The organism is Fibrobacter sp. UWB2 (assembly GCF_002210425.1).
Taxonomy (GTDB): Bacteria; Fibrobacterota; Fibrobacteria; order Fibrobacterales; family Fibrobacteraceae; genus Fibrobacter; species Fibrobacter elongatus.
In genome coordinates, this window is the sequence record NZ_MWQK01000006.1 from 232,191 (window position 1) to 254,334 (window position 22,144).

The following is a 22,144-nucleotide window of genomic DNA, read 5'->3' on the forward strand; positions in this document are numbered from 1 at the left end:
AATAAAAAATGGATGTAGAAAGTCTTTTGGTCGGGCTGAACTCCGACCAACGTGCAGCGGTACTCCACGATCATGAAAAGAACGGACAACTTTTAATTTTAGCAGGGGCAGGTTCGGGAAAGACTTCGGTCTTGACTAAGCGAATCCAGTACCGGATTATGTCGGGCGTTGAGCCGGAGAAAATCTTGGCGCTCACGTTCACGGCGAAGGCGGCTGCTGAAATGCGGGAACGTGTGCAAAAGCTATTCCCGAATGCGGGGGTGCGGCTCTGCACGTTCCACTCGCTTGCGCTGTTTATCCTCAAGTCGAAAGTCCCAGCGGCGGACTCTTGCAACTCTTGCCCTGCGTACGAGCTTGTCGGATTCAAAAAAATGCCGGTCCCGACGGAATCGGCGGACAAGACTTTTATGCAGGAACTCGCGAAAGTCGGCGGTCGAAAATTCCGCTTTTCTCGCGAAGAGCTTTTCTCGGATGCACATCCCGCGAAGCTCCTCAAAAAACTTGAACCATTGCGTAATCGCATCTTGGAATCGGGTCAAGTCGTCTTCGAAGACCTCATTTATCAGGCGATTAATCTGCTCGAAAATCACGAGGCGGCGCGTGCATATTTCCAAAATCAATGGACCGAAATTCTTGTCGATGAATACCAGGACATCAACCCGTCGCAGTATCGGCTTGTCAAAGCGCTGCTGGGTGATCGCAAGTCACTCTTTGTCGTGGGCGATGACGACCAGGCTATTTATGGATTCCGTGGGGCAGACATCGGGAATATCAACCGTTTCCGCGATGACTTCAAGGAGAGCTCGCTTATCCGCTTGGAATGGAATTATCGTTCGGTCGCGAACATTTTACATTTTTCGAATAGGATTTTTGAAAACAAGCCTATTCATTTGCGGAAGGTTTTGCGTGCGGGTAACATGAACGGCTCGGGCGGCTCGCCGATTTTCAAGGAAAACCGTGAACCCGAAATATGGGTGAGTGAAGACCCCGTTGAAGAAATGCAGAAAATCATCACGAGTATCAAGTTGCTCCGCGAAAGTTATGACCTCCAATGGAAAAACTTTGCAATCCTCGTGCGCTATAATAGGCAACGCCTATATTACGAAGAAGCTCTCCGCGATGCGCGCCTCCCGATCGCAGGGACGGTCGTTTCGGAGACGGGTAACGTAGAGGGGGAGGGCGAAGTCCTTGAAAATGGAATCCATGTGGAAACGGTCCATGCGTCCAAGGGGCTCCAGTATGCGGTGGTCTATTATGCGGGAATGTCCGAGGGGCTTACGCCGGGTTCGTGCTTGGGCACGCGTAAGGAACGTCAAAAACAGCTCGATGAGGAACGCCGATTGTTTTACGTCGGGGTCACGCGGGCTGAATCTTTTTTGGTTTTGCTATATTGCAAACGTAGATATTGGAAAGGGCGCCTGACGAAACTCAAACGGTCTCGTTTTTTGCCCAGGGAAAATTCAAAAACAGAGTGTAATATGCCAGTTATGTTATTTAGGATATATGGAGCGGCAAGAATTTTTGCGTTTATGCTCGAATATATTTTCAAGATTGCATTCATGTACATTTTCCGTCGCAAAGACCTGGATCCATGGCTTGAAGAAAAGGTGCAGGTATTCTCCCGCTTCTGCATGAAGGTCTTGCGTGTGGATTTGACGATTGAAGACCAGGCGCAACTTGCGAAAGTGGACTGGACTCGCCCGGTGTTCGTGATGGGCAACCACCGTTCGTACCTGGATATCCCGCTCGCGTTCCTTGCCTTGCAGCGTACTGTGGGCTTTATCGCGAAGACTCAGTTGCAGCGCATCCCGATTCTGAACTTCTGGATGCACAAGCTCGGTTGCGTCTTTATCGACCGCGAAAAGGGCGGCGGCGCCGCGATTATCCAAAAGGCTATCCAGTCGGGCAAGATGCCGAGACTCTTCATTTTCCCGGAAGGCACCCGTAGCAAGCGCGATGGCATGGTCGCTTTCAAGAGCGGTTGCTTTAGACTTGCCGTCGAGGCAAACGCTATTATATTGCCGATGGTCACTCGTGGTTCCGACTTGCTTTGGGAACACCGCAAGGATTCCAAGCATCACCCGGTCAACATCAAGATTCTCGAACCGATAGATACGGTTGAATTCAAGAAAACTCACGGTGGCGATGAAATGGACCCGCGTCATGAACTGCTCCCGTATGTCCGCAGCAAAATGGAAGAGGCTTATGATAGGCGTCTTTGATTCTGGATTTGGCGGGCTCACGATTTTGCAGAAGCTTCGCCACACGCTCCCGCAGTACGATTACCTGTATCTGGGGGATAACGCCCGTGCGCCGTATGGCTCCCGCAGTTTCGAGACGATTTACCGCTACACGCTCCAGTCCGTGCGTGAACTTTTCCACCGCGGCTGCCCGCTGGTGATTCTCGCGTGCAATACGGCGTCGGCAAAAGCGCTTCGCAGCATCCAGCAGCAGGTGCTCCCGGTTGAATTCCCGGACCGTCGCGTCTTGGGCATTGTCCGCCCGACCGCCGAAGAGATTGGGAACTTCTCGAAGACGGGGCATATTGGCATTTTTGCCACCGCGGGGACGGTCTCTTCGAATAGCTATGTTCTTGAAATCAGCCACTTTTTCCCGAACTTGAAGGTGACGCAGCACGCCTGCCCGATGTGGGTGCCGCTCGTGGAATACGGCGAACGCGGGACCGAGGGCGCCCGATTCTTCGTGAAAAAGGACGTGGACCAGCTGCTTGCGGCTGACCCTGAAATCGATACAGTTTTACTGGCCTGCACGCATTACCCGCTCCTCGAGGATGAAATTCGGGCCGCACTTCCACCGCACGTCCGCTTGGTGGTCCAGGGCGATATCGTCGCCGACAAGACTTTGGACTACCTCAAACGCCATGTGGACATGGAAAATCGGCTTTCGAAGGGCGGTTCCGTGCATTATTTGACGACCGATACCGCAGAATTCTTCAAAAAAGGCGCTTTTCGCTTTGGAATGGAAAATATTTCGGCGGAGTCGTTGACTTTTTAATAAGTAAATTGTATTTTGATAATTGTTACTGACGAACCGTACTCGGTCCGCTTGTACTCGTTTTAATTTTCGAACTTTAAACTATTTGAGTGGATTTATAAAATGCCGAAAACACAGATCAATCTCGAAGGTTGGCAAGACTACCGTGGCAACATGGCGGGTAGCCTGCTTTATGTCGAAACTAGCCATCAGTCCGAAATGCCTGTCCGCGACCAGCTGAATGAAAATGAAAAGGGTTTTCTTTACGAACCGAACTATGAAACCAGCACCTATGGTCTGATGAGCTGCTACAATGTGAAGGCTATCAACACGATTGTGAAGAGCAAAAGCCGTTACATTCTTTTCGGTACCCGCTACGAAGGCTTGAGCGATTCCGAAATGCGCAACAAGTACCTTATCATGGGTTACATGCGTATTGATAAGATCAAGGATGTACGTACCCGTCACGTGCAGCGCTATATGGCAAACCCGGAAATGGAAGAACCGGAATGCATGCAGATGGAACACAACTGGGCTGTCTACGGTCCGATGCGTTTTGTCTCCCTCGACGATTCCTTCGTTGTGACCGATGAAATTCTCAAGGAATGGGGTTACAAGGGCCATGCTTCCCGCCAGCTCAAGACCGTGTTCTCCAAGGAACACCTCGAAAAGATTCTCGCTCACTTGGATTCCAAGCAGGATATGATTGACGAGTATATCGCTACCGTCGATGAATACAAGGAAGCCCTCGCCGAAGAATAATTCTTCGAAAAGCGAAGTCTAAAGTCCCCGCCTCGGCGGGGATTTTTTTGTTAGAAGCGGATTGAAATGCCGAGGTGGGTGGCAAATCCGTTGCGGAAAATGAGCGACGAAATGTCGCCGTCCAGGGAACCTTCTTTGTCCTTGGGTTTCTTGCTGGACTGTCCACCGATTCCCGGAAGGCTGATTCCAGACTGGGAACCAGAACCTTCTCCCGGCTTGTCGGCGTTGTAATCTTTGTAGTCGATGTAGAACGGGATGATTTGGGAAATGCCGTATTCCAGCGCAAATATGACGGGGCTGTTCTTGCTTGGCTTGCGGACTTCGCAGTTGAGCATGAGGACGCTTCCGATGCTGTTCAGCTTTCGCCGTGTGTTCTCGTAATTGATTTGGCGCGTGGCAATCATGGTCGTCTCGATTTGCTTATCGACGTTGAGTTCTCCGCTGGCGCCAAAGAAATCGAGTTCAACCTTTGGGGTGAAAATAAATCGGCTCCCGAGATTCCAGTAGTAAGAGGCGCCGCTGAGAATGGCGGATGCTTCTAGGTTCGCGTCAATGCGGAAGACTTTTTGCAAAAAGGAGAATGAAAGCCCTTTGATGACTGAGGCGGGGAGCGCCCGGTTGGGCGCAAGCGTTTCGAAGAAACGGTTGGGATTGCTGCGCAATCTCCCCGCTATATGTGCAAATTCCAAATGCGTGCGGAGACGTTCCCAACTCCAGTTTGCAAATCCAAAGTGCATTGTCGCATCGAGCGGCATGTACATGAACCGCTTGTGGCTTTCTTCGCTGTGGAATATCCCGTAGAGAGTCACGTCGGCTTTTGTAAATGAATATCCTGCATTCAAACGGGAATGACTGAACGCGTGTCCGTAGCGGGCTCCGAGTGTGATGATGCTTGCGGAGTCTCTGACGTAGTATAGCTTTTCGGGGTTATGCGGTTCAGTTTTTGTGTAGGCAAGGGATAAATTAATATAGTGGTTGTCGATTTTATAATCGGCTTCGAGGCTCCCGTAAAAAACGTGGGATTCCCAATCTGCCGTGATGGAGTTGATGATGTTGTTTTCTTGCTCGGGTAACCAGCTGATGCTCCCTAAGCTTACTGTTCCGCTAGCGATGGTCGCCTTGGCGCGGAAAAGGGAGTCTAGGCGGTGCGCCGAGATGGTGGCAGTCACAAAGGGATAGCTATTGATGTTTAGACCGACCGAAACGTATTTAAAGTGCTTTTCGAAACCGGCACTTGCAATATTTTGTTCGTTGACGCCCTTGATATGCCATTGGTCTGAGTAACGTCCCTGAATGGCGATATGTTCGAATGCGCCGTAAAAATCATAGCTGCCAACGGTGAGCGAATCGCGTATGCTACAAGACCTTGCAGAAAACTGTTTGTCGCTCAGGTGGAGCAAAAAAAGCCCGCCGCAATCGGCGAGCCCAACATTACTTAAGGCAAGGGCCGCGTTTACCGCGAGCCCAAGAACAATGAGTATTTGTTTAACGGTTTTCACTACCAGTCGTATGCGTCGTCGTTACGGGATTCGGTTTTGAGAATTTCCCAGAACTGGTCTGTTGTCATGCCGGGCAAGACTCCGCTGAACGTGATATCCGGGAAGAAGATGAGCTTCTTCATGTCGTCAAGCGTGTAGTCTACAGGATCCACTCTTCTGTTGTTCTGCAATGCATCGGCGAGTCTGAATTCGTCAACCTTGCCGTTTACCAGACCCTGAATGGATATCGTCTTGTTGCCCATGGCGTCGGTGAAGTAGAATACGTTTTCTACAAAGTCATCGTATGCGGTTGCGAACAGCGGAACTCCGTTTTGAACCTGGCAAATCGAAGGACTCAGCGTAATCGGAGCGGGTGTCGTCACGACGGTCCTGTCTCCGTAATAGTCGTCATCGTCTTCAAATGTGAGGGTGCAACCGTTTGCTGTGACGTAGAAACATTTGTAAGAATAACCGGAACCATAAATTTCGACATCGGCACAGTATTCGGCGGTGCCTGCTACGTAGCTGCGGTTGGAATAGAGGTACCCGTAGAAGTAATCGAGGTTTGCGGATTTTGCAATCTGCTTTCGGACGGCTTCGTTGATTTCGTATTCAGCGTGAGAATCGCCATAAAGCTGTGTTGTCCAGTAGAATCCGTCGACCGGGGTGTACCATTCGGAATAGTCGTAAAGCTTGTGGTACGGGAGGTAATCTTGCCAGCCGTCGGTAATCTGGAAGAACTTGGCAATGTTGACCGTGACCTTGGAACCTGCCGGGAGTGTCACCGTGACACCCGTGTGTAGAGCCTTGCGGTAATGTTCCAGGGAGTCGATTGCTTTCTGGAAATCCTTAGCGCTTACGTCGGACATTTCGTCGTCACCGACGACGTAAAGGTCGTTTGCCTGCGTCAAGAGCCCAGTCTTGGATTCTTCGATGCCGTACTGGAGGCCGACTTCGACATACTGGATGGCGGAATCGAGAAGGTTCGGAATGTTGGTGTAGCGCTGCTTCCAGCTGTCATAGACGGTCGAGAAGGAGCTGCCTTTGTCCATAAATGAGGCAATTTGTTTTGCAACGGTTGGGGTGTGACCATCGTTTTGGTCGACGTCGTTCATCCAATCGTACTTGCCGTTGTCAGAAAAGTCGATATTGATGCTTGCGCCGAACGTGAGGGCTGCCTTTGCAACATACATGGCGGCAAGAGTCGGGGCGAATTCGCCACGGTCGAGTTCAAAAGTCCTATCGTCGAGGGTGTAGTTGCAAACGAACTTGTCGTCACCTACGATATTTTTCAAGTAGATAATGGCGGAGTCTACGGACGAGATGGCGGTTGCCATGGCTTCTTGGCCCATGCTCGTGAGGTGCTTGCCATCGCCTGCGACAAGGAGCTTGTTGAAATCGTCGACGCCCATGTCGGCGAGGTCGACCTTGTTCGTGACCGTGTCGATGAACGACTTAATCTTGGTGTTGTTCATCAAGTCCGTGATGATGCTCAGGGCGTAGCCGAGTTGAGCTTCGCAGTTGCCGGGGAACTTGTCCAAAACGGCCTTGAACGTGCTCTTGGTCGATGCGCTTACGGCCTGTGCGTTCTTGAGATTACCACGGTCCAGCTCTTTTAAGATGTCCGTAATGTTAGACTTTGCGGCTTCAAGTTGTGCAGCAACGGACGGGTCCGTGACGGCTTCGCAACTGTAGGCGGTGAATGTGGGCGTGGTTGGCGTTGTCGCCTGTGTGAAAGGCCCGTTGGGCGTTTCTTCACTACAGCCCGCTAAAAATGATAGTGCCCCTAAAGATAAAATAGGCAATGATTTTAAAAAGTTCATTTTGAACCCCCTTCTTAGTACAAAATTACAATTTTTTATAAGTTAAAAGTACTACGGCTCCCTGCATAGCCTGAAAAAGTAATGGTATATAACCTAACAATCCTGCAGACAAAACAACTGGTGCAGGTATCCCGAGAATCCCTGTAAACAAGGCGACTTGCGTCCCTTCGCGAATGCCTATGCCGTTGAGGGAAATCGGTAACATCGAAATGACGATGGTAATGCTTGTAAATACGACGAGAATGCTGATGTCGATATCGACGTTGACTGCTTTAAAATAGGCGTATGCGGTGAATAGCGTCAAAAGCTGTAACCAGAGGGAATCTAGCGAAGAAAGTAAAATCTGTTTTTTGTGGTGCCTGTAAATGGAAAGACTTTTTTGAAGCTTAGCAATGAAGGTAAGCTTGTTTGCGATAGATGCCGGGACGGGAATTTTATCCGAAAACAGACAAAGTGAAATGAAAATGATGCAGGCGAGACTTGCAACCGTCATGATCAAAGTGTAAATCCATGGGATTTCTGCTTTGCTTAAGGCGAAGGGGAGGGCGATAAAAAAGCAGAAAAACATGGCAAGTAGCCCTTGAATGCGGGCTATCAGGACCGCAGATACGGATTGGCTTGTCTGATTGAAGTTTTTGCCGAATGCAAGTGACTTTACGGCGTCGCCACCGAAGCCTGTCGGGAGTAGGTTGTTGAAGAAATACCCCATGGCCGTGTAGGCGTAATAGGTCTTGAACGGGATTTCCGGACCTTGCACGGAAAGTCCCTTCCAGCGGTTGGCCTGGATAGCCATGACAAGCGTTGCTGCAACGAGCATGGCAATGATCCATGGCGTCATGCCAAAATTCCAGTTTTCGATGACTTCATTTAACGGAATTTTGTGGAAAATATAGGCAAAACCACCCACACTTACGAGTAGTTGTATGATACGCTTTAGGATTCTCTTTTTGTTCGTCTTATCGTTTGCCATCGGCTATATTATAGCATTTTACGGCTGTTTTTGTAAAGGTTGTCATAATTTATTTGTGCCTAAAAATGAGCTTTTTTGTATTTTCATGATACGGGTTGTATTCTGATGATACAAATTGTCAATTTTTGACTCTAAAATCGTGATTTTTTTGAATAAAAACCTTGCCAATGCCTTGCTTTGAAAATCATAAAATGTTATTTTCTTTTACATCCAAGAAGGAGTAGGTATGAACATAAAGTATTTAGCTTCCGTTGCTGCATTGGCCTCGTTTGGAGTGTTTGCGGGGTGCTCGGAATCGACAACGCCATCACCTGTCGCAGGTGAACAGGGCGGTACAATTGATGTGGGTGGTGTTGTTGCTTCGAATACGAGCTACAATGCTGCAAGAACGAAGCTTTCCCGCTGCTCCCACGCTGTGGTGAACCAGTGGGAAATGGATACGACGGCAGTCGAACAGAAAGCGGTAACCGTTTCTGCCGAATCTGCTTTTGAAGGGGAGAACTTCGCCATTGAGGCAAACGTTGCAGTAGATGAATCAGATGCATATACAGTTGCTTCTGCGGGTATCGGAGGCACAGGCTCTGCATGGATGCTTCAGGTTGAAAATGGCGAAGTCGTCTTTAAGTGGCGCGACAGTCAAGAAGGAGGCTGGCGCGTCCTTAAAGCCGATAAGGATGTCCATAAAGGGGTATGGAACGATGTCCGCCTGGAACATGTGGACTCGTTGAGTGTCCTTATCGTTAATGGTGAAATCGCCGGTGCTTACAAGCACTCGTCCAAGTTGGGGAACTTGGACGGCGATTTAACCATTGGTTTTGATCGCGCAGAAGGGGATGATGCCAACAATAGTGGGCGTATCGCCGTTATTCGCGTAGAATATACGTTCGATATCTACGTCATTCCGGTTGAATCTTCTAGCAGCGCTGTTGTGACAGAAGATCCGAAATCTACGCTCGGTGACTATCCGTGGATTGCCGCTTGGGAATTCAATGACGACTCCGACGTCGGTCGCGATTTCACTGGAAACGGCCATACGGCTGTTATTGGCGAAGGCGCCGTTGCTACGGCTGATGGCATTGCAAAGTTTGATGGCAAGTCCGGCTTTAGCGTTCCGTTGACTCCGGATTTGAAGATTAACGATTTCGTAATCGAATCCCGCTTCAAGCCGGCTAGCTCCTCCCGCTTTAACAACATCTTGGTGGCTGAACCTCCTGGACGTTACGGCGATGGCTGGATCTTCCGCCTCGGCTACGGTAAGCTGTATTTCAACATCCGCGATGCCGCTAATGGTACCGGCTGGTCTGAATTCGAAATCGCCCCTGTCCCGATGGACGAATGGACGGTTGCACGTGTCGAACGCCTTGGTGACGAAATCAGCTTCTTTATCAATGGCGATTTGGTGAAAAGGGTCAAATTCAATGGCGATGTCAGCGACCTGACCTATAACTGGGGCGTTGGCTATGATGCCATGAACCAGGCTCTCCATCAGCGTTACTTTGACGGTGAAATCGACTACATCCGCTTTGGCGAAAATGTTGCCGAACCGAAAAAGGAAGATGTTGAAGAACAGAAGCCTGTTGAAAAAGTCGAAGGCGATTGGCTTGCCGCTTGGGAATTCAATGACGACTCCAATGTCGGTCGTGATTTCTCCGGAAACGGTCACACGGCAAAGATTGGCGAAGGCTCGGTTGTCGCTATTGACGGTATCGCCGCTTTCAATGGCAAGTCTGGATTCTATGTGGATCTTGCTAAGGATATCAACATCAACGAATTTGTGGTCGAAGCCCGTGTAAGGCCGACTCAGTTCGGTACGATGCAGAATATCATTGTGGCTGAACCTCCTGGACGCGGTGTTGATGGTTGGCAGCTCCGCATTGACGAAGGTGTTTTGAGAGTCCATTTGCGTGATACCGATAAGGATTACGATGACTGGAACATTTTCCCGGGCAAGAAGATGGCTCTCGGCGAATGGAGCACGGTCCGTGTTGAACGCAGCAATGATTCTCTCAAGGTCTTCCAGGATGGCGTACTGACGGTTTCTGTTGCCTATAAGGGTGACTTGACCCAGATGCGTTATGATTGGGGTATTGGCTACGATGCCATGAACCAGGCTTTCCACAACCGCTACTTCATTGGTGAAATGGATTATATCCGCTTTGGCAAGTTTGAAGGTTTCTCCGACGTTAATGATGCCTCCTTGACCGAAGTGAAGCCGCTCGTCGCTTGGGAATTTAACGAACCGACCTTTGTGGGACTTGATGCAATGTCTAACAATTCTACGAAGTTCCACGCCGGGGCCCCGGTTGTTGAAGATACGACGCTCAAGCTCGATGGTCAATCTGGCTTGAAGGTGTATCTCTCTCCGACCTTCATTCGCAATACCTTTGCAGTTGAAGCTCGCGTAAAGCCGACTAAGTTTGGCGGTATGCAGAACATCATCGTGGCTGAACCTCCTGGATGCCTCGGTGACGGCTGGATTATCCGTCTCGATGATGGCGTTCTTGATGTTTACTTCCGCGATGAAAACACCGATGGTACTGCTTGGAATTCCCTCTATGGTCAAAAGCTTGCTCTCGATGAATGGACCACGATTCGCGTAGAACGCAGCGCTGATTCTATCAAGGTGTTCCAGAATGGCGAACTGACGGTTAAGGCTGCCGCCAAGGGCGATGTGTCTCAGCTGGGCTACGACATCGGTATCGGTTATGATGCCATGAACCAGGCTGTACACAACCGTTTCTTTGTCGGTGAAATCGATTACATCCGTTACTTCGAAAAGTAATCTTTTACTCCTGGTTTAATGTATATTTGAAGGGTCTCCACGATTTTCGGGAGCCCTTCTTTTTTTGGTTAATTATGGTTATAGACGTCGGAATTATCAATTATAATGGTGGATCGGAACTTACGGAATGTGTCAAGAGCTTAAAGGCGCAGTCTAGCCCGGTTCGGGTTTTTGTTTTTGATAACGCATCGACGGATGATTCCATTGAACTCCTGAAAAAACAGGGGCTGGATTGCCAGATTACGCAGTGCCCCAAGAATCTGGGATATGCGGGCGCCTGTAACGGTCTCTTGGAACAGATGGATTCCGAGATTCAGGTGCTTTGCAACATGGACCTGGAATTTGACCCCACGTGGGCAGAAAACTTGCTCAAATGCTTTGAACGCCACCCGGAGGCGGGTTCTGTCGCAAGTCTCGTGATGGAAAAGAGCGGCTTTGTGAATGCTGTGGGCGTTTTGCTTGGCGCGGACCTCTTTGCAAAAAATGAAGGCAGTGGTCTTGATGCATCTGATGCGGATATCCGCGAGAAGGACGTCTTTGGTTGCTATGGTGCCGTGATGAGTTTCCGCAAGGCGGCAGCGCAGGCGGCGGGCAAGATGGATGATAGCTTCTTCTTGTTCTTTGAAGAGACGGAATGGTATTTCCGCCACAATCTGGCGGGGTTCAAGACCGTTTTTTGCCCCGAGGCGAGAGTGTATCATGAACGCTCGATGACGACGGTGCGCTATTCTCCTTTGAAATTATTTTATTCGGAACGCAACCGTTTGCGTTCGGCGATTCGTCTGTTGCCGTTGGGGAGTATCCTGGTGCTTCCGGTGCGCGGTTTTGTGCGTTACCTGAACATGGCAAAGGGCGGTGTTCCCGGCCAGTCTGGCGATGGGAAAAAGCTTTCGAAAGTCGCTATTTGCAAGGCTCTTGCAAAGGCTTGGCTAGAGGCTTTGGTTTCGCTCCCGAAGGAATGGGCGACCCGCAAAAAGTACGAACGCAAATATGGGAACGTGACGGGAAAAGTTCGTGAACTCCTTGCCTCATATCCCTTGCAAGATAAGTAGTGCTCATAGCTATTTACTAAATTGCAAGCATGGCGTTCGTTCATTTACAGACTCATTCTGAATTTTCGATTTTGCAGGCTTCGGCCCGACTTGATGATATTTTGGCGGCTGCCGCAGCAGAAAACGCACCTGCTGTTGCTTTGACGGACCATGGTGCCATGTTTGGTATTCTTGAAATCCAGACGCGTGGCAAGGAACTGAACAAAAAGCGCAAGGAACAGGGACTCCCGCCGGTTAAGACGGTTTATGGCTGCCACATTTACGTGGACACGCCGAGTGCAAGCCAGAAAGATCCGACAACATTTGAACGATTGACGCTCCTCGTCGAGAACGAAAAGGGCTATTACAACCTGCTACGCATTGTGAGTTACCGCTACGAAGACGGGGAGCGCTGGGCAGAAATTCCGTCCGTGCCGCTCGAGACGATTAACGAATTTAAGGAAGGCATTATCGCCATTGCGGGCGATTATTTTAGCCGTTACGGCCAGAATGTAGCTTCGGGCAGGGATTCTCTTGCGCTCGAATACATGGACCGCCTGAACGAGATTTTTGACCACGACCACCTGTACATCTCGGTTTGCGATAACGGGATTCCGCAGCAAAAGAACGTGAACAAGTTTAACGTGGAACTTGCGAAAAAGTACGGTCGTGAAGTCGTTGCCGTGGGCGATGTCCATTACATCAAGCCCGAAGATGCCACATCGCACAAGATTTTGCGCTGCATCTCGCTTAAGGTCACGCTGAACGGTTTTGAAGACAAGCGTTTCCCGACGGAAAAGTTCTATTTCCGCACCGAAAAGGAAATGGTGGAACTGTTCGGGGATATCCCGGGCGCTATCGAGAATACGGTCAAGATTGCCGAACGCTGTAACTTTACCGTGAAAACCGGTATCGGTGATGAATTCTGGCCGCGTTTCAAGATTCCTGATGAATTCCTCGCTTCTGAGGAATACCAGAACATCAAGGCCATCATGAAGGCGGAATACGATGCGGAATATCCGGTCGTTCGCGAACGTGAACTCAAGGGTATCATCAAGGACCGCAAAAAGAAGGTCAAGGCAAATTACTGTGCTGAAAAAGGCATTGCCGAAGATGCGCTGACCGATGCGGACAATGCCGAAATCGACCGCCTATCTCAGCCGGAATTCTTTGATGAAGATGACAACAAGGCTTGGAACAAGAACATACACCGTTGGTGCAAACCGGGGGGCGATGCCGATATCTACATCACGCATCTTTGCAATGAACGCTTAAAGTGGCGATTCCCCGACGAAGATTTTAAGTTCCCGGCTCACGAAACGAACGTGGGCAAGCGCATGTACAAAGAGCTCAACTGTATCCGTAACATGAACGTCGCGGGCTACTTGCTCATTGTGTGGGACTTCATCAACTGGTCTCGTGAACACGGCATTCCCGTGGGCCCGGGGCGTGGTTCCGCTGCTGGTTCCTTGGTCACTTACATCATCGGTATTACCGACATCGACCCGCTCACTTTCGACCTCCTTTTTGAACGATTCCTGAACCCGGAACGTGTGTCCATGCCGGATATCGATACGGACTTTGCAGACCGTGACCGCGGCCGCGTGATCCAGTACGTGACGGACAAGTACGGCAAGGAGTGCGTGGGCCAGATTATTACCTACGGTATGCTCAAGTCGAAGGCGGTGATTACGGACGTCGCGCGCGTGCTCGGGATTCCGCCTGCCGAAGCGAAGGCCATTACGAAGCTCTTCCCGCAGCGTACGTTGAACTTTAGCCTAAAGCAGGCCTGGACGGGTAAGGACAAGAAGGGCAACAACCTCGAAGATGGTTACAGCCCGGAACCGTTGCAGGCGATGATTGGCAGCCGCGCAAGCTACCAGAACCTTTGGGATGTCGCAAAGCGACTTGAAGATTTGCCACGCCAGACGGGCGTGCATGCTTGCGGCGTGGTGATTACGCCGACCCCGATTTACAACCTTGCTCCTCTGTACCGTGCCGCTCCGGAAGATACGCCGGTGGTGATGTACGATAAGCACTACGCCGAAGACATCGGACTTTTGAAGATGGACTTCCTTGGGCTTATCAACTTGTCCATCATTCAGGATACGGTGCGAATGGTCGAACAGAACCGCAACATCAAGCTTGTGATGAATAAGATTCCGATTGATGACAAGGCGACGTTCGAACTTTTGGGCAAGGGCCTTACGACGACGGTGTTCCAGTTCGAATCTCCGGGTATGCAGAAGTACCTGCGCGAGCTGAAGCCGACTCGAATCTTTGACCTTATCGCTATGAACGCCCTGTACCGACCGGGGCCGATTGACCAGATTCCGCACTTCATTGCCCGTAAGAACGGCAAGGAAGAGATTGACTGCTACCATCCGGACTTGGAACAGGTGCTTGGCGAAACGTACGGCGTTATCGTGTACCAGGAACAGGTGATGAAGCTTGCCCAAATTCTGGGTGGCTACTCGCTGGGTGGCGCTGACAACATCCGCCGTATCATGGCTAAGAAGATGCCGGAAAAGATGGCAAAACTCGAGCCGGAATTCTTCCAGAAATGCTTGGACAAGGGCTACGACAAGGCGATGATCCAGAAGGTCTGGGACGCCGTGCTCCCGTTCTGCGGATACGCATTTAACAAGAGCCATGCTGCAGCTTACGCTTACGTGGCTTACCAGACGGCGTACCTCAAGACGCATTACGGCCCGGAATACATGGCTGCATCCATGACCTCCAAGATGGGTAAGACCGAAGATACGGTGACCATCATTTTGGAATGCAAGCGCCTTGGAATCCCGGTCTTGTCGCCGAACATCAACACGTCTTTGGGTGTGTTCTCGGCGAATACGAAGGGCCAGATTCTTTACGGTCTCGCGGGTATCCGCAACGTGGGTATCGCGGTTGTCGAAGACGTGGTCGCAGAACGCGAACGCCGTGGCATCTACAAGGACATCTTTGATTTCTGTAAGCGCGTGACGGAATACCAGGCGGCTCAGCCTGAAAAACGCCCGCCGCTCAATAAGAAGGTCTTGGAATGCTTGATTATGGCTGGCGCCTTGGACGATTTGCCGGGCAGCCGTGCCGTGCAGGTCGCAACGGTGGACCGCGCTTTGGAAGTCGCCATGCGCAGCCAGGAAGACAAGGCCAAGGGCCAGGTCTCGCTGTTTGACTTGGGTGGCCCTGCCGCTATGCCGAACACTGCTGAAGTCTTGGAAGAAGCCGAAGAATGGACGGCGATGGAAATGCTCAACAAGGAACGCAGCGTGCTTGGCTTGTTCCTCTCTGGGCACCCGCTTGATGAATTCCGTCCGGAACTCACGGGCTTTACGAGCTGCTCCCTCTCGGAAGACGAAATTACCCGCTATGTGGGCGATACGGTTGTCGTGGGCGGTGTCGTTATCCGTATGCGCTCCATCGAAACAAAGCGCGGCGATACGATTGGCTCTGGTGCTATCCAGGATTTCCAGGGTGAAATCGAAATGTTCTTCAAGAAGGACGTCTGGGAACGCTTGCGCGATACTGTTTCTGTCGATGACCGTGTGCTTGTGAAGGGCGTTTTGGAACAGCAACGCGACCGCGATGGCTACCAGATTATCGTCGAAGAAGTGGTTCAGCTCGACCGCGTGCGTTGCGACATGGTGGATTACATCCATGCGAATTTCACCGTTGGCATGCTTACAGACGAGTTCTTGGACAAGCTTGAAGTCGAAATGAAGGCCAATTTGGCAGATGAATACTGCCATGGGTGCCAAATGGTGTTCCATTTGGAGGCAGATTCCGGATTTGAGCATGCCGTTGTCCTAAAAAAATATAAAGTTGTATATACTCAGGAATTGTTGCAGTGGCTTAAAACAGATTTAGGCGCTCTGAAGGTTTGGGTATCGAATCGTGCAAAACGTTAACGAAGAAAATTCTCCTTACATCCTCTTCTGTGCAGGAGAGGATTCCGGCGACATGATTGGCGCCGAGATGGTATCGACTGCCGTACAGCAGGGCTTCAAGGTCGTTGGCTTGGGCGGTCCGTTGATGCAGGAGAAAGGGCTCCAGCCCTTGTGGGACTACAATGAGCTCCCGGTTTCGGGTGTGGGCGATGTGGTGCCGAAGTATTTCTCGTTAAAGAACGTTTTTGAAGTCTTGAGCGATGCCGCTGAATCCAAGAAATGCCTTGGCATTGTGGCGATTGACTATCCTGGTTTTAACATGAAGCTTGCGCGCCTTGCTAAAAAGTGGGGAAAGCCCATGCTTTATGTGGCGCCTCCGCAAATTTGGGCTTGGAAGTCCAAGCGGGCTAGCCTTTTTAAGCAGGCTCACAATATACGCTTGGCGGTGTTTTTCGATATCGAGGCCCAGGCGTATAAGCAGATGGGTGTCGAAACGGCCCGTATCAAGCATCCGATTGCAAGCTGGGTCTATGACCAGGTCGAGCCGCGTTCTGATATTTTGCTTTTGCCGGGAAGCCGCCGTGATAGTGCGCTTCGTAACTTGCCTTCGTTTGTGACTGTTGCCGAAAGGTATCGCAATGTGTGGGCGGATCGCAATTCGGGACCGCTACCGGATGTGATCGTTGTTGCTTCGCGCGAGCATTTGGAAGTGCCTTTGCTGGTGGCTCTAGAATCGCTTTACGATGGCCGCTTGCCGAGCTGGCTGAAGGTCGTTGTTGCGCCTAAGCTTATTAGCGAACGCTTGAATTTTTATTCAAGCTATTCGGCTGCGCTTACCTCGTTTGGAACGAGTACGCTCGAAATGGCGTGTGTCGGGATTCCGTTTGCGGCCTGCATCGTGCCGGACTTTCTTACTTATGCGATGGGCAAATTTATGGTCAAGTCCGAGTTCCTTTCGCTCCCGAATGCCATTTTTGGTTGCGGCGTGACACCGGAATTTATCATTCGCCATAAGCTGAACGACCGCATGACCGACGCCATTGTCGATGCTTTGTTCCAGCAGGACATTGGGACTGCAGACGAAATCGCCTTGCGTCTCCGCAAGGCGTTGGATGTCGGTAAGACTTCTAGTGAACTAGTGTCTGAATTTCTTGCTCAGTTCCTCAAGCGTTAAGCGCATGAGCGTCGGGCTCCCGAACGGGGACTTGAGCGGATCCTGCGTAATCATCAACTGACCGACGAGAGCTGTGATTTCTTCGGGCTTGAGCTTGTCGCCTGCCTGGTACGCGTTCGTCTTTGCCCAGGATTTTGCAATCGCTTCCTGGAACTTGACCATGTCATTCTTGGTGTCGTTTTCATCGACATCGTTCAAGAAGTCGTGAACCGCTTTGGCGGCACGCGAAAGCGGGAGAGCGCTTGGAATCGAGCGGATCTGGTAGGTATCTCCGCCAAACGGCTCGACAAAGAATCCTAGCTTGCGCAATTGCTCATCGACGTTTCGGAATATTTCTTTCTCTTGCTTGGAAAGGTCGATGAGTTCTGGGAACAATAGTTCCTGGCTATCCTGCATGATGTTGTTTTGGAGCGATTCCATCGCTTGTTCAAAGAGCACTCGCGTGTGGGCTGCGTGCTGGTCGATAATCAAGAGACCATTGGAATCTTCGCCGGCGATGTAGGTGTTTGCAATCTGGAAGAACGAGGGCGGCGCCCACGGCGTCTCGGGAGGCGGTGCGGGCTTGCTGTGATCGGGTTCCAGCGAAATAATCTTGCCGTATTCAGGGAGTGAAAAGAGGTCCTGAACATCGTCGCTTACATCGTATTTCGACTTCTTGTCCGAAAGCGAGTTTGCGGCACTTGCGGGCTTTGTGTACGGCTTATTTACAGAGGCCGCGTATGGCTTTGCCTGTTGAAACGGATTTTCCCACGGCAAGTCGTTTTGCGGCTGAGCCGGTGCTGCCGGTGTTGCAAACGAAGACTGTGCGGGCGTATCGAAAGCCGGCATCTCGGGCATTGCGGATTGCGCTGGCGTCGTCTGAGAAACTGGAGATGGACTTCCCATAAATTCATCGCTCAAGTCGATGATGGGGGAGTGCGCTTCCAAATCCTTAGTAAATGTATCGCGGATAGCGTGTGTGACGACGAGGAACACCAGGTTCCCGTTCGCAAAACGGACTTCACGTTTGGCCGGGTGCACGTTGATGTCGAATTCCATGTCCGGCATGTCCAAGAACAGTACCGTTACGGGCTTGCACTGCGCTCCATACGGTTCGTACGCTTGCGAAACGGCCTTGCTCACCATCTTGTTTTCGATGGGACGGTTCCTCATGAAGAGAAATTGGTGGTTGCGCTTGCCGTTAGTCTCTGTCGTGGGCGAGATGTAGCCTGTCACATGGACGCCTGCTTCGGTGTAATCGACGGGGAGCAAACCCTTCGCGACCTTGGAACCGATGGCTTCGGCGATGCGGCTGCGGAGTTCTCCGGGAACGCCTGTAAAGACCGTTCTATCGCCCACTTTATAGTCAAAGCGGATTTCGGGGTGCGAAATGGCTGTCTTTAGGACAATGTCTAAAATGCGGGAACATTCGGACGTTTCACTGCCGAGGAACGTGCGTCGCACGGGCGTGTTGTAGAACAGGTCTTCTACAAGGAACGTGGTGCCACGGCTTGCTTGGATGTCCTCTTTTTCGATAACTTCGCCACCCTTCACGACGATGCGACCGCTTTCGCCTTCTTGCGTGGCGCTCGTGATGGTCAGCTTGGAAACGGCGGCGATAGAGGCGACTGCTTCACCACGGAAACCATTTGTATGGAGGTGAAATAAGTCGTCTGCATTTGTTAGTTTGGATGTAGTATGACGGAGGTAGCACAGGTCCAAATCGGCGGCACCCATGCCTTTACCGTTGTCTGTGACCTGGATTTTTTTCTTTCCACCTTGTTCAATCTGGACTTGAATTCGGGTTGCTCCGGCGTCGATTGCGTTCTCTATAAGTTCCTTGACTGCCGATGCAGGGCGCTCAATGACCTCGCCTGCAGCAATTTTATTGATGATTTCATCGGATAAAAGGTGAATTTCAGCCATTTTCGCTTTTATATGTAGCTCTTTGTATATACTTTTTAATATTTGATTGCTATATTATAAATATAGCTAATGAATTTTTATGAACAAGTGAGGTGAGTGAAATGGTTTCAAATCTATTCCTTCAGCTAGCACACATTGAATTACTGATGTCTTACCCGGTCAAGGACATTTTGACCTTGGTCAAACGAGATTCACGATTCAACGTGAAACTCTTAAATGATTTGTACTTCGAAGACTCGTACGTAGATGAAAGCGCTTACCGTTTCATAATGGACAACATCGTCGCGTGGTTGTACGAACGCGGTGAAAATCCTGATGAATTCATCGAACGCATTGTGAAGCGTTGCGCTGCATTTGAAGCAGTTCCCGCTCGTAGCGTTCTCCGCTCCTACTTGCCGTTCGTCTCTTCGTTCTACTCAGCTGAAGATGCTCGCGAACTCTGCTTGGAAATCATACCGAAACGTTACCCGTTCCTCACGAAGGCAAACATTCTTCGTAACGAAGTTATCGACGGTAACCGCAGGGTGGACTTCACGTTCCAGTTCGAGACTCCGGGGGTGCTCGCCGCGAACCCGATGCGCTGGATCCGTAGCATGATCAACATCGGACCGCTTCTCTTGAACACGCCTGCATACGAACACATTAGCTACCTCGCCACGCAGACCTCGTTTATAGAAGCTCTTGAAAATCGTGTCCCCGCCGAAATGAAGGAAGACGGTGGTGTCTATATCAAGGGTGAACTTGTTGGCCGCCATGCAACATTTGAAGATTGCATCAAGGAACACAACCTCGAATGGAAGAACGATGTTGAAAAGAGCATTGGCTGCGTCCGCTCTTTGACCGACATCCGCGACCCGAAGACAGGCGCTCTCCTCATCGAAAAGGATTGCTACTACGGCGCTCCGGCTTACATTCTCGAGTTCAACTTCAAGGCAAACGTGAATGCTTCCGAACCGTTCCTCAAGCTCATGAGCTCTGTTGTGAAACAGGAATTCGCTGCCTGGGCTCCGATCCAGAAGGCTCACGAACAGCTCCTCGATGCCATGAACGATTCCGTCACAATCGTGTACTACAAGAGCGATGATTCCATCTCCGTGAACAGCAAGCACCTCATGCGTAACGTTCCGGCTCGAATCCTCCGCAACTTGCTCCGCGAATACACTGTGACTGGCCGTGAAGAATATGAAAACCGCGAATTCAAACGCGATCCGGCTATCTGCATGGACCCGCTCCGTCCGAACTTCGAGAGCAGGTTGAACCGCGTCATTGCCCATATCAACGGCTCTGACGATCCGGAACATCCGAGTGAAGGTGTCAAGAAGTACTTCGAAATCGAACGCCACCGCCGTGGTGGTTTCCGCTTCGTTCCGAAGTGCAAAATCATCTTCAGGGAAGAGTAAAATTACTTTGTTCTTACCGCTTTTTATGCGGATTGTAAAGTGAAATTTATGATTGGTAGTAAAAGGTAAGAACGGTAAATTTTATTAAGTGAAGAAATAAGAAAAACGAAAGAATCGGACCCCTATCATTTTGGTATATTTAGAGTGTTGAGAATGGTTGGAAAGGTAAATCCTGAAACGACTTTATCATTGCTCCCCTCCTGATAGGTTCAAGGTTCTGGAAACCGCTCAATATTTTCTCCTTCTTAGGAAAGGGCTCTTCTAGAGCCCTTTCTCTTTTTTTATGCATTGACATTCCGCAGCCTGTTATCCTGGATGCGTCAGCCGATAGGATCCATGCCGAAGCTGTCATCCTGGAGCCGAAGGCGATAGGATCCATAATTTCTCGTCTTACAATTGGCGGGATCGCCTTCTTGTAAATGCAAAAAAGCTCGCCGACTGGCGAGCTTTTGAAAGGGAGATGCCCGCTCGGTAGCGGGCATGACAATAGTCGATTAGCGACGGCTTAGGGCCATTGACTAATGCTTGCGCATTAGCGACGGCGGGCAGCCATTTCCTTCGTGAGGATGTCCATGACGGCACCGATTTCGGCAGGAGCCTTGAACACCGGGTTTGCGTACTTGCTGGCGATGTTTTCGAGCTTCTGTTCGTGGTAGCCGACCTTGAATTCCGTGAACTTGAGGCCGTGTGCCGTGCTGATGACGACGACGTTTTCGTCCTTTGCAATCTTGCCTGCATCAACGAGCTTTTCGAGAGCGCCGAGAGCGACACCCGTGTGTGGGCAGCAGTAGAGACCGATGCGGTCGCCACGGTGTGCTGCGTTGGCGAGTTCTTCTTCGCTGACGCTTACGACCATGCCGTTTGTCTTCTGGATAGCGCGGACTGCCTTCGGGTAGCTGACCGGGTTACCGATCTGGATAGCGGAGGCGAGAGTCTTCTTGGCCTGAACCGGAACGAGCTTGTCGAAGCCGCGTTCGTATGCCTGGTAGAACGGATTGGCGTTTTCGGCCTGAGCGACGATGATGCGCGGGATGCGGTCGATGAGGCCCATGGCCTTGCAGTCTTCGAAACCCTTGGCGAGTGCGCTCACGTTACCGAGGTTACCGCCCGGGATAATCACGGTGTCCGGAACGGTCCAGCCGAGTTCCTGGCAGATTTCCGGAGAAATCGTCTTCTGGCCTTCGACGCGGAGGCTGTTCATGGAGTTGGCGAGGTAAATGCGATTGTCCTTCGTGACTTCCTGAACGATCTTCATGCAACCGTCAAAGTCGGTGTCGAGAGCGAGCACGATGCTGCCGTTAGAAATCGGCTGGATGAGCTGTGCGGTGCTGGTCTTGCCGGCCGGGAGGAACACGATGGAAGGAATGCCAGCCTTAGCGCAGTAGGCGCTGAGGGCTGCAGAGGTATCACCGGTAGACGCGCAAGCGACGGCGTCAATCGGGTGAATGCCCTTCTTGATGATGTGATTCACCTGGCTCACGAGAACGGTCATGCCGAGGTCCTTGAAAGAACCCGTGTGGGAGTTACCGCAAAGCTTCACCTTGAGGCTTCCGATGCCGAGTTCCTTGGCGAGCGGGGCTGCGTCAAAGAGCGGGCTCCAACCTTCGCGCATGGTGACGATGTCTTCGACCGGAATGTCCGGGAGCACCATTTCGCGCTTGCTCCAAATACCACTCATGTCTTCGGGCTTAAAGCTCATGCGGCGTTCGGCAAAGAGTTTCTTCCATTCTTCCGGGCTGCGGCTGGCGAGCGCTGCGCGGTCGTGTTCGACTTCGAGCAGGCTACCGTCCACCTTGCTGCGGTAAATGACGTCGGTCAGCGGGTAGGTATCGTCGCCGTTGATGTTTCTAAAATGAGCGTTAAACTGAGACATAGTAATCCTCTTGAATTTTTACGAGGCAAATATAGCATTTTGGATTAGAGTTCCAAGTTTTGAGT

General features: G+C 50.9%; 14 protein-coding genes. 8 read left to right on the plus strand and 6 right to left on the minus strand.

The features are described 5' to 3' along the window. Positions 1–8 precede the first annotated feature (8 nt). The 3 genes from B7982_RS13125 to B7982_RS13135 all read left to right on the plus strand — a co-directional run bounded on the left by B7982_RS13125 (position 9) and on the right by B7982_RS13135 (position 3,756). Positions 9–2,222 carry a UvrD-helicase domain-containing protein gene (locus tag B7982_RS13125; protein ID WP_088661138.1) on the plus strand — a complete coding sequence of 738 codons (2,214 nt, stop codon included), beginning with the start codon at positions 9–11 and terminating at the stop codon, positions 2,220–2,222. Next, positions 2,206–3,015 (plus strand): glutamate racemase, encoded by an 810-nt coding sequence (gene murI, locus B7982_RS13130; RefSeq protein ID WP_014545465.1) that lies wholly within the window; start codon positions 2,206–2,208, stop codon positions 3,013–3,015. The genes B7982_RS13125 and murI overlap by 17 nt, the downstream gene beginning before the upstream one ends. A 102-nt stretch (positions 3,016–3,117) precedes the next feature. Next, positions 3,118–3,756 (plus strand): hypothetical protein, encoded by a 639-nt coding sequence (locus B7982_RS13135; protein WP_073423419.1) that lies wholly within the window; start codon positions 3,118–3,120, stop codon positions 3,754–3,756. A 50-nt stretch (positions 3,757–3,806) separates the two neighbouring features. On the opposite strand, the gene B7982_RS13140 is transcribed toward B7982_RS13135, so the two are convergent. Genes B7982_RS13140 through B7982_RS13150 form a run of 3 tightly spaced genes read right to left on the minus strand, consistent with a single transcriptional unit; the run spans position 3,807 to position 8,027 of the window. Continuing rightward, positions 3,807–5,255, minus strand: a complete 1,449-nt coding sequence (locus tag B7982_RS13140) for a hypothetical protein (RefSeq protein ID WP_088661139.1) — start codon at positions 5,253–5,255, stop codon at positions 3,807–3,809. Continuing rightward, positions 5,255–7,057: a hypothetical protein gene (locus B7982_RS13145; RefSeq protein WP_088661140.1), complete on the minus strand. Its 1,803-nt coding sequence runs from the start codon at positions 7,055–7,057 to the stop codon at positions 5,255–5,257. The genes B7982_RS13140 and B7982_RS13145 overlap by 1 nt, the downstream gene beginning before the upstream one ends. Before the next feature lie 25 nt (positions 7,058–7,082). Beyond that, positions 7,083–8,027 carry a lysylphosphatidylglycerol synthase transmembrane domain-containing protein gene (locus B7982_RS13150; protein WP_088661141.1) on the minus strand — a complete coding sequence of 315 codons (945 nt, stop codon included), beginning with the start codon at positions 8,025–8,027 and terminating at the stop codon, positions 7,083–7,085. 226 nt (positions 8,028–8,253) lie between these two features. On the opposite strand from B7982_RS13150, the gene B7982_RS13155 reads away from it, so the two are divergent. From B7982_RS13155 to B7982_RS13170, 4 genes are all read left to right on the plus strand, one after another. Beyond that, positions 8,254–10,809 carry a LamG-like jellyroll fold domain-containing protein gene (locus B7982_RS13155; RefSeq protein WP_088661142.1) on the plus strand — a complete coding sequence of 852 codons (2,556 nt, stop codon included), beginning with the start codon at positions 8,254–8,256 and terminating at the stop codon, positions 10,807–10,809. 74 nt (positions 10,810–10,883) lie between these two features. Continuing rightward, positions 10,884–11,861 carry a glycosyltransferase family 2 protein gene (locus B7982_RS13160; RefSeq protein ID WP_088661143.1) on the plus strand — a complete coding sequence of 326 codons (978 nt, stop codon included), beginning with the start codon at positions 10,884–10,886 and terminating at the stop codon, positions 11,859–11,861. Between the two features lie 29 nt (positions 11,862–11,890). Continuing rightward, positions 11,891–15,748: a DNA polymerase III subunit alpha gene (gene dnaE / locus B7982_RS13165; protein ID WP_088661144.1), complete on the plus strand. Its 3,858-nt coding sequence runs from the start codon at positions 11,891–11,893 to the stop codon at positions 15,746–15,748. Continuing rightward, entirely contained in the window at positions 15,735–16,901 is a 1,167-nt protein-coding gene (locus B7982_RS13170) for a lipid-A-disaccharide synthase (protein ID WP_088661145.1), read from the plus strand. Before dnaE ends, B7982_RS13170 begins: the two co-directional genes overlap by 14 nt. Here B7982_RS13170 and mutL read toward each other — a convergent pair. Beyond that, positions 16,863–18,806 carry a DNA mismatch repair endonuclease MutL gene (mutL, locus tag B7982_RS13175; protein ID WP_088661146.1) on the minus strand — a complete coding sequence of 648 codons (1,944 nt, stop codon included), beginning with the start codon at positions 18,804–18,806 and terminating at the stop codon, positions 16,863–16,865. The two genes, B7982_RS13170 and mutL, sit on opposite strands and share 39 nt — an antisense overlap. A gap of 101 nt (positions 18,807–18,907) precedes the next feature. Between mutL and B7982_RS13180 the strand changes: the two genes are divergently transcribed. Next, on the plus strand, positions 18,908–20,206 hold the full coding sequence (locus B7982_RS13180) for a hypothetical protein (protein WP_088661147.1): 1,299 nt from the start codon (positions 18,908–18,910) through the stop codon (positions 20,204–20,206). Positions 20,207–20,345: 139 nt separating this feature from the next. Here B7982_RS13180 and B7982_RS13185 read toward each other — a convergent pair whose 3' ends face one another. Together B7982_RS13185 and thrC are read right to left on the minus strand one after the other, a co-directional pair. Next, positions 20,346–20,585: a hypothetical protein gene (locus B7982_RS13185; protein ID WP_088661148.1), complete on the minus strand. Its 240-nt coding sequence runs from the start codon at positions 20,583–20,585 to the stop codon at positions 20,346–20,348. A 153-nt stretch (positions 20,586–20,738) separates the two neighbouring features. Then, the gene (gene thrC, locus B7982_RS13190; protein WP_088661149.1) at positions 20,739–22,079 is read right to left on the minus strand and encodes a threonine synthase; all 1,341 of its coding nucleotides are present in this window, start codon (positions 22,077–22,079) and stop codon (positions 20,739–20,741) included. Between the last annotated feature and the right edge of the window lie 65 nt (positions 22,080–22,144).

Coding starts and splice junctions, on each gene's coding strand:
- B7982_RS13150 (WP_088661141.1), bottom strand. CDS start 8,027: ATGGCAAACGATAAGACGAACAAAAAGAGAATCCTAAAGCGTATCATA.
- thrC (WP_088661149.1), bottom strand. CDS start 22,079: ATGTCTCAGTTTAACGCTCATTTTAGAAACATCAACGGCGACGATACC.
- B7982_RS13125 (WP_088661138.1), top strand. CDS start 9: ATGGATGTAGAAAGTCTTTTGGTCGGGCTGAACTCCGACCAACGTGCA.
- murI (WP_014545465.1), top strand. CDS start 2,206: ATGATAGGCGTCTTTGATTCTGGATTTGGCGGGCTCACGATTTTGCAG.
- B7982_RS13155 (WP_088661142.1), top strand. CDS start 8,254: ATGAACATAAAGTATTTAGCTTCCGTTGCTGCATTGGCCTCGTTTGGA.
- dnaE (WP_088661144.1), top strand. CDS start 11,891: ATGGCGTTCGTTCATTTACAGACTCATTCTGAATTTTCGATTTTGCAG.
- B7982_RS13135 (WP_073423419.1), top strand. CDS start 3,118: ATGCCGAAAACACAGATCAATCTCGAAGGTTGGCAAGACTACCGTGGC.
- B7982_RS13185 (WP_088661148.1), bottom strand. CDS start 20,585: ATGGATCCTATCGCCTTCGGCTCCAGGATGACAGCTTCGGCATGGATC.
- B7982_RS13160 (WP_088661143.1), top strand. CDS start 10,884: ATGGTTATAGACGTCGGAATTATCAATTATAATGGTGGATCGGAACTT.
- B7982_RS13180 (WP_088661147.1), top strand. CDS start 18,908: ATGGTTTCAAATCTATTCCTTCAGCTAGCACACATTGAATTACTGATG.
- mutL (WP_088661146.1), bottom strand. CDS start 18,806: ATGGCTGAAATTCACCTTTTATCCGATGAAATCATCAATAAAATTGCT.
- B7982_RS13145 (WP_088661140.1), bottom strand. CDS start 7,057: ATGAACTTTTTAAAATCATTGCCTATTTTATCTTTAGGGGCACTATCA.